Raw genomic sequence first — 13,272 nt, forward strand, 5'->3', positions numbered from 1 at the left:
CACATTGAGATTCGGGCGGCGGCGGGCTCCGTCTCGTCGTCGTTACTCCGCGCATCGTCCGTCCGCGGCAATCCATCCTCCGATCCGTCCCACCTCTCCCCATAACCTGTCGCCGCATCCCCATCAGTGTCCAATCACTCTTCCACCTTTGGACGATCTCGGCTCGAAAACGATCTGAGGGTTCCCGTGACCCGTGCAAAAAATCGTTCAACCCAGCGATTAAATCGTCCAAACTGTCCAATGCTCCCGATTTTGACGAGCGTCTCACCCGTCGTGAGCGTCGACGGAGCGTGGTTGCGTTGCGATTCCACAGCTTTTCCGGCCAAACTCAAGGATGGCCCTTTTCACAGAGAATCGTCCACCCTATGATGAAATCGTCCAAACCGTTCATTCGGTCGGAAAAGCGTTCATGAACCCAGACGAGCCCCTTCTCAAAACGCATCAGGTTGCTTTGGCTTTGCGAGTGAGTGTGAGCACGGTCAAGCGCTGGGTAGATACGGGGGCCTTGAAGGCAACCCGAACGGTGGGGCGGCATCGCTTGATCCCCCTCTCCGAAGCGATTCGACTTGCGCAAAGCCTCGATCGTCCGTTGTTGGGATTCGAGACGCAGGTGAGGACCTCGACCTCGGAAACCGTCTCGATCAATGATGAGCACCGAGATCAAATCATCGAACTCTTTCAGAAAGGAGCGATCTCCGAGGCGAAGGTGAAGTTGAGGGCGATCGTCCGGTCGGGGGTAGGTGCGGTCGCGCTGGCGGATTCGCTGTTTCGACCCGTGATGGAACGCATCGGGCACGGCTGGGAGGAAGGATCTCTCGACGTCTACCAGGAGCACGAGGTGTCGCAGGCGATGACTGCCGTCCTGAACGAGGCCGTGGATAGGGTCTCGAGAGAGCAGCCAGGCCATGGACCGCTCGCGCTTGGCGCGACACCCGAAGGCGATTTCTATCAGCTTGCGATCTTGCTCGGCGAGCTGGTCTTGCGCGAGCTTGGTTGGCAGGTCCGCAACCTCGGGCAAAACCTACCGCTTCGCTCGCTCACGAAGGCGGTCGAAGAGTACTCCCCAAGGCTCGTCTACTTATCCATCAACTTTCTCTTCGACGAAGACCATTTCGTTCAAGAATATTCACAATTTTTCGAGGCCACCGCGGCTCGAGGTGTGGCGATCATGGTCGGAGGCCGGGCGTTCGGCCCGGACCTTCGCGCGAGGCTGATCTATGCCAGCTTCGGTGAGCGGATGGCCCACCTGAGTGAATTCGCGCAGCGGCTCAACTCGGCCGGCTCGCCCGGCCCGAAGCCTGGGCATTGAGGCGGATCGAAACGATCAAGGGAGTCTCGCCGGCGCCTGCCCGATCCAGGCTCGCCGGCCCGACCAGAAATGGGAGGATGTCATGGCGATCACCACGGGAGTTCGAGTCGCGGACCCGATCCCGAAGCTTGACGGCCTCGGCGGTCGTCGGCTCACCTCGAGAGAGGAACATGATCTGCTCGTCGCCCTCGCCGACTCCAAGAGGCGGATCGCGGGGTTGCTGGGCCGAGACGTTCGCGACGCCTTCGCAACGAGTCGGTCGGCCCATGATTCCCCGACGTCGATGGTGTTGGCGGGCAAGGACGGGGGACGCTTCACCGCGGCGTTTCGGTGCTACAGCGAGATCCGAGGCCGGATCGCCCTCGGCAATGTCCGCCTGGTCGCCCATGTCGCTAAGCGGTATCGGGACCACGGCGTCTCTCACGCCGATCTCATTCAGGAAGGTTTCTGCGGGCTCCTCGAGGCCATCGACCGCTTCGAGGTCGACCGCGAGACGAAGCTCTCGACATACGCCACGTGGTGGATTCGTCAGGCGATCCAACAGGCCGTGGCAACCGGGGCCTACGCCGTCCGACTCAGCCCTCGGCACCTCCGGATGCTCGCCCAGAATCAGGGGATGCTCGACGCGACGGGATCGGCGATCGCTTACGGGACCGCCCCCGAAGGTTCGTCCGTCCCCTCGCCGGAGATCATCCACCGGATCCTCACCGCGACCCGGCCGACCGACTCTCTGGATGCGAATTCTTACGGGCGATCGTCATCCTCGCTCATCCACCAACTGAGCACGGCGGGATCCGACCCTTCCCTGGATCGCGAGATCGACGATACCGTCTCACGACTCCTCCAACATCTCCAGCCCCGAGAGCGTGAAGTCCTCTCGCTCCGGTTCGGCCTCGTTGGAGAACCCGAGATGTCGCTCAGCCAGGTCGGTCGACTCCTGAAGATCTCCAAGGAACGAGTCCGACAGATCCAGACTCGCGCCTTCGTGAAACTCCGGAATGCCCCCGAGGAGAAGGCGGCCCGGGAGCTCCTGTTCGCCTGAGTCGGGTTCTGCTATACATCAAAGGGAAGAGAAAATTCCCAAAAATTTGATAACTCGATATCACCCATAATTTAAATTTTTTAATTTTTTTAATAGTTTTAATCAGGGTCAGGGTCACGAAAGCGGTCACCTCGCGACGCGCCATCCTACGTCCGCCGAATCGATTCGACGTCCCTCGATGGGTGCCGAGTCCGGAGTGTGCGCCGACGAAGTGCACATGGGTACGTTCTCGCTGAGAAGTGATGCCAACAGGCGCAAGGGAGTCCGCAATATGGCAAGATCCAACCGGGTGATCGTGATCGGGGCGGGCCCGGGAGGCCTGGCCAGCGCGATCCTTTTGGCGAAGGCGGGGGCCAAGGTCAAGGTCCTCGAGAGGCTCCCGGTCGTCGGGGGCAGGACGTCGACGTTGGTCGGCGATGGGTTCTCGTTCGACCTGGGCCCGACCTTCTTCCTGTATCCTCGCGTCCTCGAGGAAATCTTCGCCACCGTCGGTCGGAATCTCCGCGACGAGGTCGAGCTCATCCGCCTCGACCCGCAATATCGCCTCGTCTTCGGCGAAGGGGGCGGCGAGTTGGACGCCACGCCCGACATCGCGAGGATGGAGCGGGAGATCTCCAGATTCTCCGTTGAGGACGCCGGCCGATTCCGCCGATTCCTCGACGACAACCGGACGAAGATGGACCAATTCCGAAAGGTCCTCCAGACGCCATTTCTGCGCTGGGGCGACTTGTGCTCGCCCGAGCTGATGAGGATGCTCCCGCTTCTCCGCCCCTGGCGATCTCTCGACGGAGAACTCCGACGCTACTTCTCCGACGAGCGGATCCGGCTTGCGATGACCTTTCAGTCCAAATATCTCGGCATGTCCCCGTTCAACTGCCCGAGTCTCTTCTCGATCCTCTCGTTCATCGAGTACGAGTATGGCGTCTATCATCCCGTCGGCGGTTGCGGGGCGGTGACCCGGGCGATGGCCGGGGTTGCCGAGGATCTCGGGGTTGAGATTTCCCTCGAGGACGACGTCGAGGAAATCCTCTTCGACGGCCGAAAAGCTGCCGGCATCCGCTCGACCTCGGGGACCCATCAGGCCGACGCGGTCGTGATCAACGCCGACTTCGCCAGGGCGATGCATCGCCTGATTCCCGACCGGCTCCGTCGACGTTGGACCGACCGCCGGATCGTGAAGAAGCGATTCTCGTGCTCGACGTTCATGATGTATCTGGGAATCGAGGGTCGATACGATCACCTCGCCCACCACACAATCTACCTCGCGAACGACTACCGGAAGAACCTCCTCGATATCGAGGACAGGCACGTGCTGTCCGAAGATCCTTCCTTTTATGTTCAGAACCCGTGTGCCGTTGACCCGTCGCTTGCCCCGCCCGGAATGAGTACGCTCTACGTCTTGGTCCCGGTCACGCACCAGCACCCGAATGTCGACTGGGGACGAGAGCGTGACCGATTTCGCAGCCTGGCGTTCCGACAACTCCGAAAACTCGGACTCGAGGACGTCGAGTCGCGTGTTCGCTTCGAACGAGTGGTCACGCCGACCGACTGGGACCGGTCCTATGAAATCCACCTGGGTGCGACGTTCAACCTGGCCCATAACCTCCGGCAAATGTTGCACCTCCGACCTCGCAATCGCTTCGAGGACCTCGAGAGTGTGTATCTCGTCGGCGGAGGGACCCACCCCGGGAGCGGACTACCCGTGATCTTCGAAGGGGCGCGGATCACGTCGCGACTCCTCGCACAGGACCTCGGCCTTGAGGTCGAACGGATCGATGCCCCGTCGACAATGCCTCGACCCGAGGTCCGCGACCTCCTGGGGGCGACGTAAGCTTCGCATCGACGAATTCGAGAGATCGGCGAGCACGAGTTCGAAGGAGATTCTCGAGATGGCGAAGGGATTGCGAAGGGGACGTGTCGGCGTGATCGGAGGCGGGCTCGGGGGCCTGTCGGCCGCATGCACCCTGGCCGCCCGAGGATACGAAGTCGTCCTCTTCGAGGCGAATGAAAACTTCGGCGGTAAGGCCCAGGTCCTCGAGTCGGATGGATTCCGGTTCGACATGGGGCCGACGATCCTCCTGATGCCTCGGATCCTCCAACGCGTCTTCGCGGAGGCGGGACGAGACCTCGCGGACTACGTCGAGCTGATCCGGCTCGACCCGCAGTGGCGATGCTTCTTCGAGGATGGCTCGACCCTCGACCTCCTCGCCGACGTCGATCGGATGGCCGAGACCCTCACAAGCTTCGCGCCCGGCACCGGGGCGGACTCCGGCTATCGCAATTTTCTCGCGATGGCGCAGAAGTTGAACGACATTTCGAATCGTTTCTTCTTCGACCGTTCGGTCGGTTCACTCCGTGATATGTTCAACGTCAAGCACTCCTTCCAGCCGGGGATGCTCGCGGACTTGCTCGAGATGCGGCCGTGGAAGAGCGTGGCCGGGACGGTCCGCTCGTTCATGCCCGATGCACGCGTCTCTCAAATGCTCGACCACTTCACCCAGTACGTGGGATCGTCGCCCGAGTCCTCGCCCGCCGTCCTCTGCGGCATCGCGCACATGCAGGTGGGCGAGGGTGTCTGGTACCCCAGGGGTGGTACCAGGGCCGTGCCTGTCGCCCTCACGCAATTGGCCGAAGAGCTCGGCGTCGAGTTGCGCTCGAATACCCGTATCGGCTCGATCCTCCTCGACGAACACGGCGACGTCGACGGGGTGGTGACATCGGCCGGCGAACGCATCCCGCTTGCCGCCATCGTCTCGAACGCGGACTCGGTCCGGACGCACCGCGAGTTGCTCGCGGGTAGCAAAGCGGCGAAACGGTTTGACCGCCGCCGGACCTATGAGCCGGCCTGTTCGGGAGTGGTGCTCTATCTGGGCCTCGATCGTGGATATGAACACCTCCTCCATCACAATTTTGTTTTTTCGGACGACCCGGTACACGAGTTCGAGGCGATCTACCGGGTGGGGTCCCTCGCGCCCGATCCGACGTGTTACGTATGTGCCCCGGCCCGAACCGAGCCGGAGGTGGCGCCGGACGGCGGCGAAGCGCTTTATGTTCTGGTTCACACACCCTACCTTCGCCCCGGGCATGACTGGACACGAGTGTGGCCCGAGTACCGCCGAGTGATCCTCGACAAGCTCAAGCGGACGGCCAGGCTCGTCGACATCGAGGATCGAATCGTCTCCGAGCATCGCCTGACTCCGCTGGACATCCACCAGCGTTACCGGGTCCTCGACGGGGCGATCTACGGCCTTGCGAGCCACGGCCGCCTCAATGGGGCCTTCAAGCCGGCGAACCGAAGCCCTGACGTCGGTCGGCTCTACCTCGCGGGAGGAGCCGCCCATCCCGGCCCCGGGATGCCGATGGTCCTGATGTCGGGTTGGATCGCCGCCGATTCACTCGACCTTGATGCGGTGGTCGAGCGAGTCGGGCCTCGTCGAGCTGATGGACGGGTCGAGCCCGAACGATCGATGGTGGAACCCTGAGTTTGGCGATGATCAACTCGCGTCCCGAAGGTCCTGGGTCTTCTCCATCGGCCAATCCACCAAGCTCGGCCGTGCCGGGTCAGATCCCCGCCCGCTCGAGCTGGCTCTTTCGCCATTTTCGCAACTACTCAAGACGATACGTTTCGAAACATTTTCATGCGATTCGGCTTTCGGTCGAAGGATTTCGGCCCGACGCGCGGCTCGGAGGCCCGATCATCGTCGTCCTGAATCATCCGTCCTGGTGGGATCCCTTGATCGGGCTCGTACTCTCGGAAGCCTGGCCGGAGACGACGCGCCACTTCGCACCCATCGATTCGGCCGGGCTCGCCAAGTACCCCGTCCTGGAGCGACTCGGGTTCTTCGGGATCGAACCCAACTCTCCGCAAGGGGCACGGACCTTACTCAGACGTGGGCTTGCGATCCTCGACGACAGTCGCCATGTTCTGTGGGTCACACCTCAGGGGCGGTTCGTCGACCCTCGCGCACGTCCGACCCGATTCAAACCCGGGATCGGCTACCTTGTCCATCGGGTCGGTCGAGGCGTCGTGCTCCCCCTAGCCCTTGAATATGCGTTTTGGCAAGAGCGAACGCCCGAGGTACTCGCACGGTTCGGCACCCCCATCGAGCTGGGAGGAAGCCGGGAAACATCGCCGCGGGACTGGACCACTCGACTCGAAAGGGCCCTGGAAACCGTCCAGGTCGAGCTCGCGCGCGACGCGATGAGCCGCGACCCCTCCCGATTCGAGACCAAGCTCGAGGGACGTGCGGGGATTGGTGGCATCTACGATTTCTGGAGACGGACTCGGGCAGCCCTGAGAGGGCGACGATTCGCTGCCGAGCATGGAGAACGCACCGAGCCATGACCACGGATCGAGATCGACCAACATGCTGACAGCCTTGTGCCTCATCGTCTGTGGGCTTGCCTTCCTGCCGGCGGTCCTTTTCCTGGCGAACCTCAAGGAGTATCGCTCGCCCCCCGCAGGCCCCTCGAGACCTTTGCCGCCGTCCGTCTCGGTGTTGATTCCGGCCCGTGACGAGGAACGTACGATCGGCGCAGCGATAGAGTCGATCCTCGAGAGTCATGGGGTGGACCTCGAGTTGATCGTGCTCGACGACCATTCACGCGACGCGACCGCCGCAATCGTCCGATCCTATGCCGTCCGAGACCCTCGCGTTCGCCTGGTCGAAGCGCCCGAGCTACCGGCGGGGTGGAGCGGCAAGCCGCACGCCTGCGCGGTCCTCGCCCGGCTCGCGACGCGCCCAATCCTGGTCTTCCTCGACGCCGACGTCCGACTCGCCCCCGATGGCCTCGGACGGATGATCGTCGTCCTCGACGCGTCGGGCGCAGATCTGATCAGCGGCGTTCCTCGCCAGATCACGGTCGGCTTGACCGAACAACTTGTCATTCCTCTGATCCATTTCATCCTGCTGGGCTTCTTACCGATCCGAAGAATGAGGAAGAATCGGTCCCCGAGTCTCGCGGCCGGTTGCGGCCAGCTCTTCGTCACGAAGGCGTCGTCGTATGAGCAGGCGGGAGGGCATGCCTCGATCCGCTCGACCTTCCACGACGGCCTCAAACTCCCTCGGGTGTATCGCACAGCAGGGTTGCGGACGGACCTCTTCGATGCCACCGAAGTCGCGTCATGTCGGATGTATCAAAACGCATCCGACCTTTGGACCGGTCTGTCGAAGAACGCAACCGAGGCTCTCGCGGCCCCGTCGATGATCGTGCCGGCCACGATCCTCCTGCTCGGTGGGCAGGTCATGCCTTCATTGTTGCTGTTGTTTGCTCTCGCGCTCTCGCGCGTCCAACTCGCGATCCTGATCGCGGCATTCGTCGCGACCTATCTGCCACGACTCGCGGGCGTTCGCCGATTCCGACAGTCGAGCCTGGGCGCATTCTTGCACCCTATCGGGATCACGGTGCTGCTCGCGATCCAGTGGACGGCCTTGGTTCGAAAGGCCGTGGGACGTCCGGTGAGTTGGAAAGGGAGGGCCCGACCGGCCTTGGGGGATCGGAGCGCCGCCTGACGAGCATCCAGGCCTGGCCAAAGAGAGACTCGTTCAGGAGGGATACGGCTCGACGCACAAGCGGACCAGGGTGCCCTCGCCGGGCTGGCTCTTGAGCGAAAGCGTTCCGCGGTGCCGGCGCCAGATGCCGTTGGCGATGCTCAGCCCCACGCCCAGCCGACCCGGCTTGGTGCCGAAGAACGGCTCGACCGCGCGGACGAGGGTCTCGCTCTCCATCCCCTGGCCGGAGTCGCGAAGTTCCAGGACGACCCATCCCCTCGAGTCGGTGGAGGTCGAGACCCAGATCGTCCCCTCAGCCTTGGGCATCGCCTCGGACGCGTTACGAACGAGGTGGCCGAGCATCCCACGGAGTTGCCCAACATGACCGAGGATCGGGGGAACCGGGGCCAGCTCGGTGATCCACTTGATACCCGGGTAGGCTCCCTGATTCTGCTCGTCCACGATCTGCTGGGCAAGTTGTTCGAGGGCGATCGGGGACTCGCCGACTCGGTCGGGCTCGATCGAGGTCACCGGGCGCGTATAGTCGATGAGCCGACGGGCGACCGTCGCCGCCTCCAGCGCCGTGTTGATGATCGTGTCGGCGAGGGAGGCCGGATCGAATAGGCCGGGGACCGCCGGCTTGATCCGCAGCAGTTCGGCGTTGCTCACGATTGCGCTAAAAGCATTGATCACATGATGACCGACGCCTGCCGAGAGGTGGCCGAGGTTGTTAAGCTGCACGGTTGACTCGCCACTGGCATTCTCGGGCATGATCTCACCCAGCGATTCTTGAGCTTCAAAGGGAAACGAAGAGCAGACGGTCTCCGCCGTCCCGGCCGATTTCAGCGGATGAGCCGGGCCTCGATCCAATCCGCGAAGTCGCGGACCTCTCCACGGTCGCCGAATTCGGTCACGAGGATCAAGACTTTGCCCCCTTTGACGTCGACATCGATCGACTTGGGGACATCGTTCACCGCCATCGGCGGGGTGGCGAATTTCTCTCGGCCGTCGAGGAGCACTCGGAAGACGACACTGCCGAGCGGCCCGGCGCTCTCGTCGAGCCCCACAGTCGCCTGGAATCGGAGATCTCCGGGTGCGAGGCGATAGGCGAGGAGCGTCCGGCTCTGCGTACCCAGCCCACGATCGTAGGTCTGTCCGCCAAGTCGGAGCGGGTGGCCGTCGACCGAGAGGTCGCGGCGATAGGGCCGGGTCGGCCCCACGTAACCGACATACTGGGTGGCTGAGGCGTCCCGATCCGACAGGTAGGCGACGGTGCTCGACCTCGTATGGGCGCGCACGAGGTCGGACAAGGCCACTCGGATCGCGACATTGAACCGAGTCGTCGCGACGACCTGGCCCTGCTCGATCTTCGCGTTCGACACGCTAAGCCTCGAGCCGTCGGCCATCGTCAGCTCGAAAGTAGCGCCTGGAGCTTCAGGGTAAACGACGAGCGTCGGATCGAATCCTAACCCAAGCACGCCGGGACGGTCTAGCGCGATGGGTCCATTGCCCGACTGGAATTTCACTTTCTTATCGTCGAGGCCGAGCAACCCACCCGTGACCCGATCGCCGTTGGCCAGCCAGAGGACTTCCGACGTGCGCGGTTCGCCGCGGATGCGGGAGACGAGGTTCTCCAGGGCTTCGGTTTCGTCGGGCGGGGTCAGCACGAGTCCGAGGAGACTCTCGAGCGGGACCGCGAGGTTGCCCAAGGCGTACGGGTGGATGTTGAGCGTGGTCTCCGACGCCGCCCCAATGACTGTGCGCTGGAGTCGGTCGCCGCCGGGGAAGAGCACCAACGAGCCTCCCGAAGGGAATGGGGGAGGCATCCCTTCGCGAGTCAGTTTGATCAGCTTGCCGAAGGCGACCGACTTCTCGGGCCCATCGGCGGGGACCAAGGTCACGTCGCCTTCGGGACTGATCTGTCGGATCCGGCCGGAAACCGTCGCCCCGTCGATCGAAAGCGCGGTGAATAGGGGGTCGGATGCGATCGTCCCACCCGCGGGGACGGGCTCGTCGGCCCTCGTCGCCAAGGGGAGCAGTCCCAGCACGACGACGCTCAACCAGGGATTCGGTCGTTTTCTCGGAGTGCGTCCGCTCATCGGTCCTCTCGCATTTCGCTCAGCGCTGGAAGATCGGGAGGAAGCAGTTGGGCATCTGGAGGATGATCAGGGCCATCGCCGTCCCGTATTCCTTGCCGACGCTGTCCGCCCAGAATCCCGCGGTGTTGGACTGTCGGCGAATGAGTTCGTCACGGATCGCCGGATACCAGGCATTCCAATCGTCCCCGCCTCGGATCCACATCGCCTGGATCGCATAGTAATGACCGTAGAAGAAATGCAGCGGGGGATTTTGTTTATTCCCGGGGGAGAATTGCCGGAGATACGTAATCCCGGCCTCCACTTCCTTGGCGTCATACACCGCCGCACTATAGAGCGCCACCACCCCCGCCGCCGATCGGGGGAACGCGCTCGGCCCCCCCTGAAGCATGTATCGGAAGCCGCCGTCCGGGTTCTGCGACTGCTTCACGTACCGGATGCAGTTCTCCACCGTCTCCTTCGGCACGAACAGGCCCGCGTTCCTCGCCGCGCGGAGGGCGTTGATCTGGCAGATCGTCACCGAGAGGTCCGCGTCGCGACGCACGGGTTGGTAGCGCCAGCCCCCCTCATTGTTCTGCGTGTCGACGATCAGATGCACGGCCTTTTGAAGTTTCTCGCGAATCTCGGGCCGTCGCGTCATCCCGTACGCCTCGGCGAGGAATAACGCCCCCCAACCATGAGAATACATCGGCCCGTTGGTCGAAGAACCCTGCACGGCGATGAAGCCCGAGGGAGAGGTATTCTCCATGACGTACAGCAACGCCTTGTCAACCTGCGGGCCGTACGGGCCTCGGCCGGGGCTCGACCCCGACGCCATGAACGCCAGCCCCGCGAGGCTGGTGATCGCGATATTCCCGCGGTAGACGCCGCTGCCGTAGGAACCGTCGGCGTTCTGAGCCTGCGCAAGCCAGGCGAGGCCGCTGCCGATCGCCCGTTCGGTCTCGGGCGTCATCTGATCGGGAGCCCCGTCGGGGACATCTCCCCTCCTCGGCTCGCCGAAGGCCCCTTCCCTCACCTTGTCCTGACTCAGGCCGCTCGCCGACCGGGCCAGGCTCAGGAAGAACACGCCGATGGCCAGGGCGATTCGCAAGCCGTCGCTCGACCTTCGGAAATCCTCGGAACTCATGCAACACTCCGTGGGAACCCGAGTCCCCTGCGAAAAGATAGAGGATCCCGACGACGAGCCGAGCCTAGTGTCCCCCCGATTGAAAACGAAAGCGAGGGGCCGTTCAACGTTGGAAGATCGGGAGGAAGTTGTTCGGCATCTGGAGGATGATCAGGGCCATCGCCGTCCCGTATTCGTTGCAGATGCTGTCGGCCCAGAGCCCCGAGGCCGCCGTCTGTCGCTTGACGAGCTCGTCGCGGATGGCCGGATACCAGGCGTTCCAGTCATCCCCGCCTCGGATCCACATCGCCTGGGCCGCGTAGTAGTGGCCATAGAAATAGTGGCTGTAACGGCTCCCCAACTTGATCTCCGGCATCCACTGCTTCAAGTAGGAGATCCCGGACTCGACCTCTTTGGCGTCGTAGACCGCCGCACTATAGAGCGCCACCACCCCCGCCGCCGACCGTGGGAACGCACTCGTTCCGCCCTGAAGCATGTATCGGAAGCCGCCGTCCGGGTTCTGCGACTGCTTCACGTACCGGATGCAGTTCTCCACCGTCTCCTTCGGCACGAACAGGCCCGCGTTCCTCGCCGCGCGAAGGGCGTTGATCTGGCAGATCGTCACCGAGAGGTCCGCGTCGCGACGCACCGGCTGATAACGCCACCCCCCCTCGTTGTTCTGCGTGTCGATGATCAGATGCACGGCCTTCTGCAGCTTCTCGCGGATCTCAGGGCGACGGGTCATCCCGTACGCCTCGGCCAAAAAGAGGGTGCCGAACCCGTGCGAGTACATCGGCCCGTGCGTCGAGGCGGCGGCGACGGCGATGAAGCCCGAGGGAGAGGTATTCTCCATCACGTAGAGCAAGGCCTTGTCCACGTGCGGGCCGTACGGGCCTCGACCGGGGCTCGACCCCGACGCCATGAACGCCAGCCCCGCGAGGCTGGTGACGGCGATGTTACCGCGGTAGGTGCCGTTACCGAACGAGCCGTCGGCGTTCTGGGAGCGGGCGAGCCAGGCGAGGCCGTTGTCGATCGCCCGTTCGGTCTCGGGCGTGATGAGCTCGGCCGCCCCCTCCGGCACGTCGCCGTTTCGAGGGTCGCCAAATCCGGCCTCCCTCTTGATGACCTTCTCGCCCCTCTGGGCCTGGCCCTCCGTCGGGAAGGCGAGCCCCAGGACGAGGCCCGCCGCGAGGAGCGGGCCCACCGTCCCGATGAGAGGAGGCCGGGGCACCCGGACCACATCAGTGATCACGGCCGTCGCTCTTCTTCGACAATGAGAGGAAGTAGCGACGGACGAGGTCGGACCGGCTCGAAAGAGCCTCTTCCTTGAAAATATTTTCAAGTTCCTGGCGGAGATCGGCGGGGAGATGTCCCCACTCGTCCTTGCCCCCGGCCGTCGACCGCTTCTCGTTCGGCTTGAGCGGCTTGGTATTCGGCGCGCCTCGGGCCATCGCCCCCGGGTTTTCGGATCCCGGCTTGGAACCGGGTTGGCTGCCCGACTTCATCGACATCGATTTCTTCTTGCTCTGCGACTGACTCGAGGATTGCCGGACCTGTTCGATGAGGGTATCGAACTTCTTGACGACCTCGGCTTGCTTCTTCCGGGTCTCTTCCCCTGTGTCGGGCTTGCCGAGCCGCTCCTCGATCTCGCGCATCTGCTTGATGATGTCGGAGAGCGGTCCTTTCCCCTCACCGTCCCCGTCACCGTCCTTCTTCTTCTTGGGTTTCCGACCGGTGAGTTCTTCGAGGTGTTCATCCAGGTCCTTCGACTTCCCCGAGAGCTCATCCGGTTTCGATTCGCCCGGCATGGGCGGAGACTCGCCGGGCCCCTGCCCGCCTTTGGGACGATCGTCGGGGGACGGGGCGTCGGGGGTTTCGCCGAGCTTTTCGAGGAGACTATCCAGGTCCTTGTCCTTTGGCGCCACCTCGCCCGAGGCCTTCTCCCCCTCTCCTGCGGGACCAGTCGAAGGCTCGGACTTGCGCTCGGACTTGTCGGCCGGGACGGACTTCTCATCGGCTGCCCCGGATTGGGGTGCCTTCGAGTCGTCGGTCGACTTCGTATCAACGGGCGTCTTGGTGTCGTCGAGCTTCTCGAGGCGGCTGTCGAGGGCGTCGTCCTTCGGCTTACCGCCGTCCTGGGCGACCGCCATCGACGCCCAGGCCAGCGACAGGGCGACGGCCAAGGCGGGCCAGGCCGTCGGGCTCGGAATGCGGATGATCGGCATCGG

General features: G+C 63.5%; 11 protein-coding genes. 6 read left to right on the forward strand and 5 right to left on the reverse strand.

The genetic code is table 11. The annotated features are described in order from the left end of the window. Positions 1 to 409 precede the first annotated feature (409 nt). The 6 genes from ACYOEI_RS35255 (at position 410) to ACYOEI_RS35280 (ending at position 7,864) form a co-directional block, all read left to right on the forward strand. On the forward strand, positions 410 to 1,309 hold the full coding sequence (locus tag ACYOEI_RS35255; RefSeq protein ID WP_462854968.1) for a helix-turn-helix domain-containing protein: 900 nt from the start codon (positions 410 to 412) through the stop codon (positions 1,307 to 1,309). 82 nt (positions 1,310 to 1,391) lie between these two features. Beyond that, on the forward strand, positions 1,392 to 2,351 hold the full coding sequence (locus tag ACYOEI_RS35260) for a sigma-70 family RNA polymerase sigma factor (RefSeq protein WP_462854969.1): 960 nt from the start codon (positions 1,392 to 1,394) through the stop codon (positions 2,349 to 2,351). A 271-nt stretch (positions 2,352 to 2,622) separates the two neighbouring features. Continuing rightward, complete coding sequence (crtI, locus tag ACYOEI_RS35265) at positions 2,623 to 4,182, forward strand: phytoene desaturase family protein (protein ID WP_462854970.1); 1,560 nt, start codon at positions 2,623 to 2,625, stop codon at positions 4,180 to 4,182. 58 nt (positions 4,183 to 4,240) lie between these two features. Beyond that, the gene (locus tag ACYOEI_RS35270) at positions 4,241 to 5,833 is read left to right on the forward strand and encodes a phytoene desaturase family protein (protein ID WP_462854972.1); all 1,593 of its coding nucleotides are present in this window, start codon (positions 4,241 to 4,243) and stop codon (positions 5,831 to 5,833) included. 8 nt (positions 5,834 to 5,841) lie between these two features. After that, the gene (locus ACYOEI_RS35275; RefSeq protein WP_462854974.1) at positions 5,842 to 6,696 is read left to right on the forward strand and encodes a lysophospholipid acyltransferase family protein; all 855 of its coding nucleotides are present in this window, start codon (positions 5,842 to 5,844) and stop codon (positions 6,694 to 6,696) included. 22 nt (positions 6,697 to 6,718) lie between these two features. After that, a complete protein-coding gene (locus ACYOEI_RS35280; RefSeq protein ID WP_462854975.1) occupies positions 6,719 to 7,864 on the forward strand; it encodes a glycosyltransferase in 1,146 nt (381 codons plus the stop codon). A 33-nt stretch (positions 7,865 to 7,897) separates the two neighbouring features. Here ACYOEI_RS35280 and ACYOEI_RS35285 read toward each other — a convergent pair whose 3' ends face one another. The 5 genes from ACYOEI_RS35285 to ACYOEI_RS35305 all read right to left on the reverse strand — a co-directional run bounded on the left by ACYOEI_RS35285 (position 7,898) and on the right by ACYOEI_RS35305 (position 13,269). Continuing rightward, a complete protein-coding gene (locus ACYOEI_RS35285; RefSeq protein WP_462854976.1) occupies positions 7,898 to 8,584 on the reverse strand; it encodes a sensor histidine kinase in 687 nt (228 codons plus the stop codon). Positions 8,585 to 8,685: 101 nt separating this feature from the next. Next, positions 8,686 to 9,942, reverse strand: coding sequence for an NPCBM/NEW2 domain-containing protein (locus ACYOEI_RS35290; protein ID WP_462854978.1), 1,257 nt, complete (start codon positions 9,940 to 9,942; stop codon positions 8,686 to 8,688). Positions 9,943 to 9,961: 19 nt separating this feature from the next. Next, positions 9,962 to 11,065 (reverse strand): prenyltransferase/squalene oxidase repeat-containing protein, encoded by a 1,104-nt coding sequence (locus tag ACYOEI_RS35295; protein ID WP_462854979.1) that lies wholly within the window; start codon positions 11,063 to 11,065, stop codon positions 9,962 to 9,964. A 103-nt stretch (positions 11,066 to 11,168) separates the two neighbouring features. After that, positions 11,169 to 12,167, reverse strand: a complete 999-nt coding sequence (locus tag ACYOEI_RS35300) for a prenyltransferase/squalene oxidase repeat-containing protein (RefSeq protein WP_462855042.1) — start codon at positions 12,165 to 12,167, stop codon at positions 11,169 to 11,171. A gap of 118 nt (positions 12,168 to 12,285) precedes the next feature. Then, entirely contained in the window at positions 12,286 to 13,269 is a 984-nt protein-coding gene (locus ACYOEI_RS35305) for a hypothetical protein (RefSeq protein ID WP_462854980.1), read from the reverse strand. Between the last annotated feature and the right edge of the window lie 3 nt (positions 13,270 to 13,272).

It is taken from the genome of Singulisphaera rosea (genome assembly GCF_054877945.1).

Bases quoted from the DNA above. Each gene is read 5' to 3' on its own strand.
- ACYOEI_RS35275 (WP_462854974.1), top strand. From the start codon at position 5,842: ATGATCAACTCGCGTCCCGAAGGTCCTGGGTCTTCTCCATCGGCCAAT.
- ACYOEI_RS35295 (WP_462854979.1), bottom strand. From the start codon at position 11,065: ATGAGTTCCGAGGATTTCCGAAGGTCGAGCGACGGCTTGCGAATCGCC.
- ACYOEI_RS35290 (WP_462854978.1), bottom strand. From the start codon at position 9,942: ATGAGCGGACGCACTCCGAGAAAACGACCGAATCCCTGGTTGAGCGTC.
- ACYOEI_RS35270 (WP_462854972.1), top strand. From the start codon at position 4,241: ATGGCGAAGGGATTGCGAAGGGGACGTGTCGGCGTGATCGGAGGCGGG.
- ACYOEI_RS35255 (WP_462854968.1), top strand. From the start codon at position 410: ATGAACCCAGACGAGCCCCTTCTCAAAACGCATCAGGTTGCTTTGGCT.
- ACYOEI_RS35305 (WP_462854980.1), bottom strand. From the start codon at position 13,269: ATGCCGATCATCCGCATTCCGAGCCCGACGGCCTGGCCCGCCTTGGCC.
- ACYOEI_RS35280 (WP_462854975.1), top strand. From the start codon at position 6,719: ATGCTGACAGCCTTGTGCCTCATCGTCTGTGGGCTTGCCTTCCTGCCG.
- crtI (WP_462854970.1), top strand. From the start codon at position 2,623: ATGGCAAGATCCAACCGGGTGATCGTGATCGGGGCGGGCCCGGGAGGC.
- ACYOEI_RS35260 (WP_462854969.1), top strand. From the start codon at position 1,392: ATGGCGATCACCACGGGAGTTCGAGTCGCGGACCCGATCCCGAAGCTT.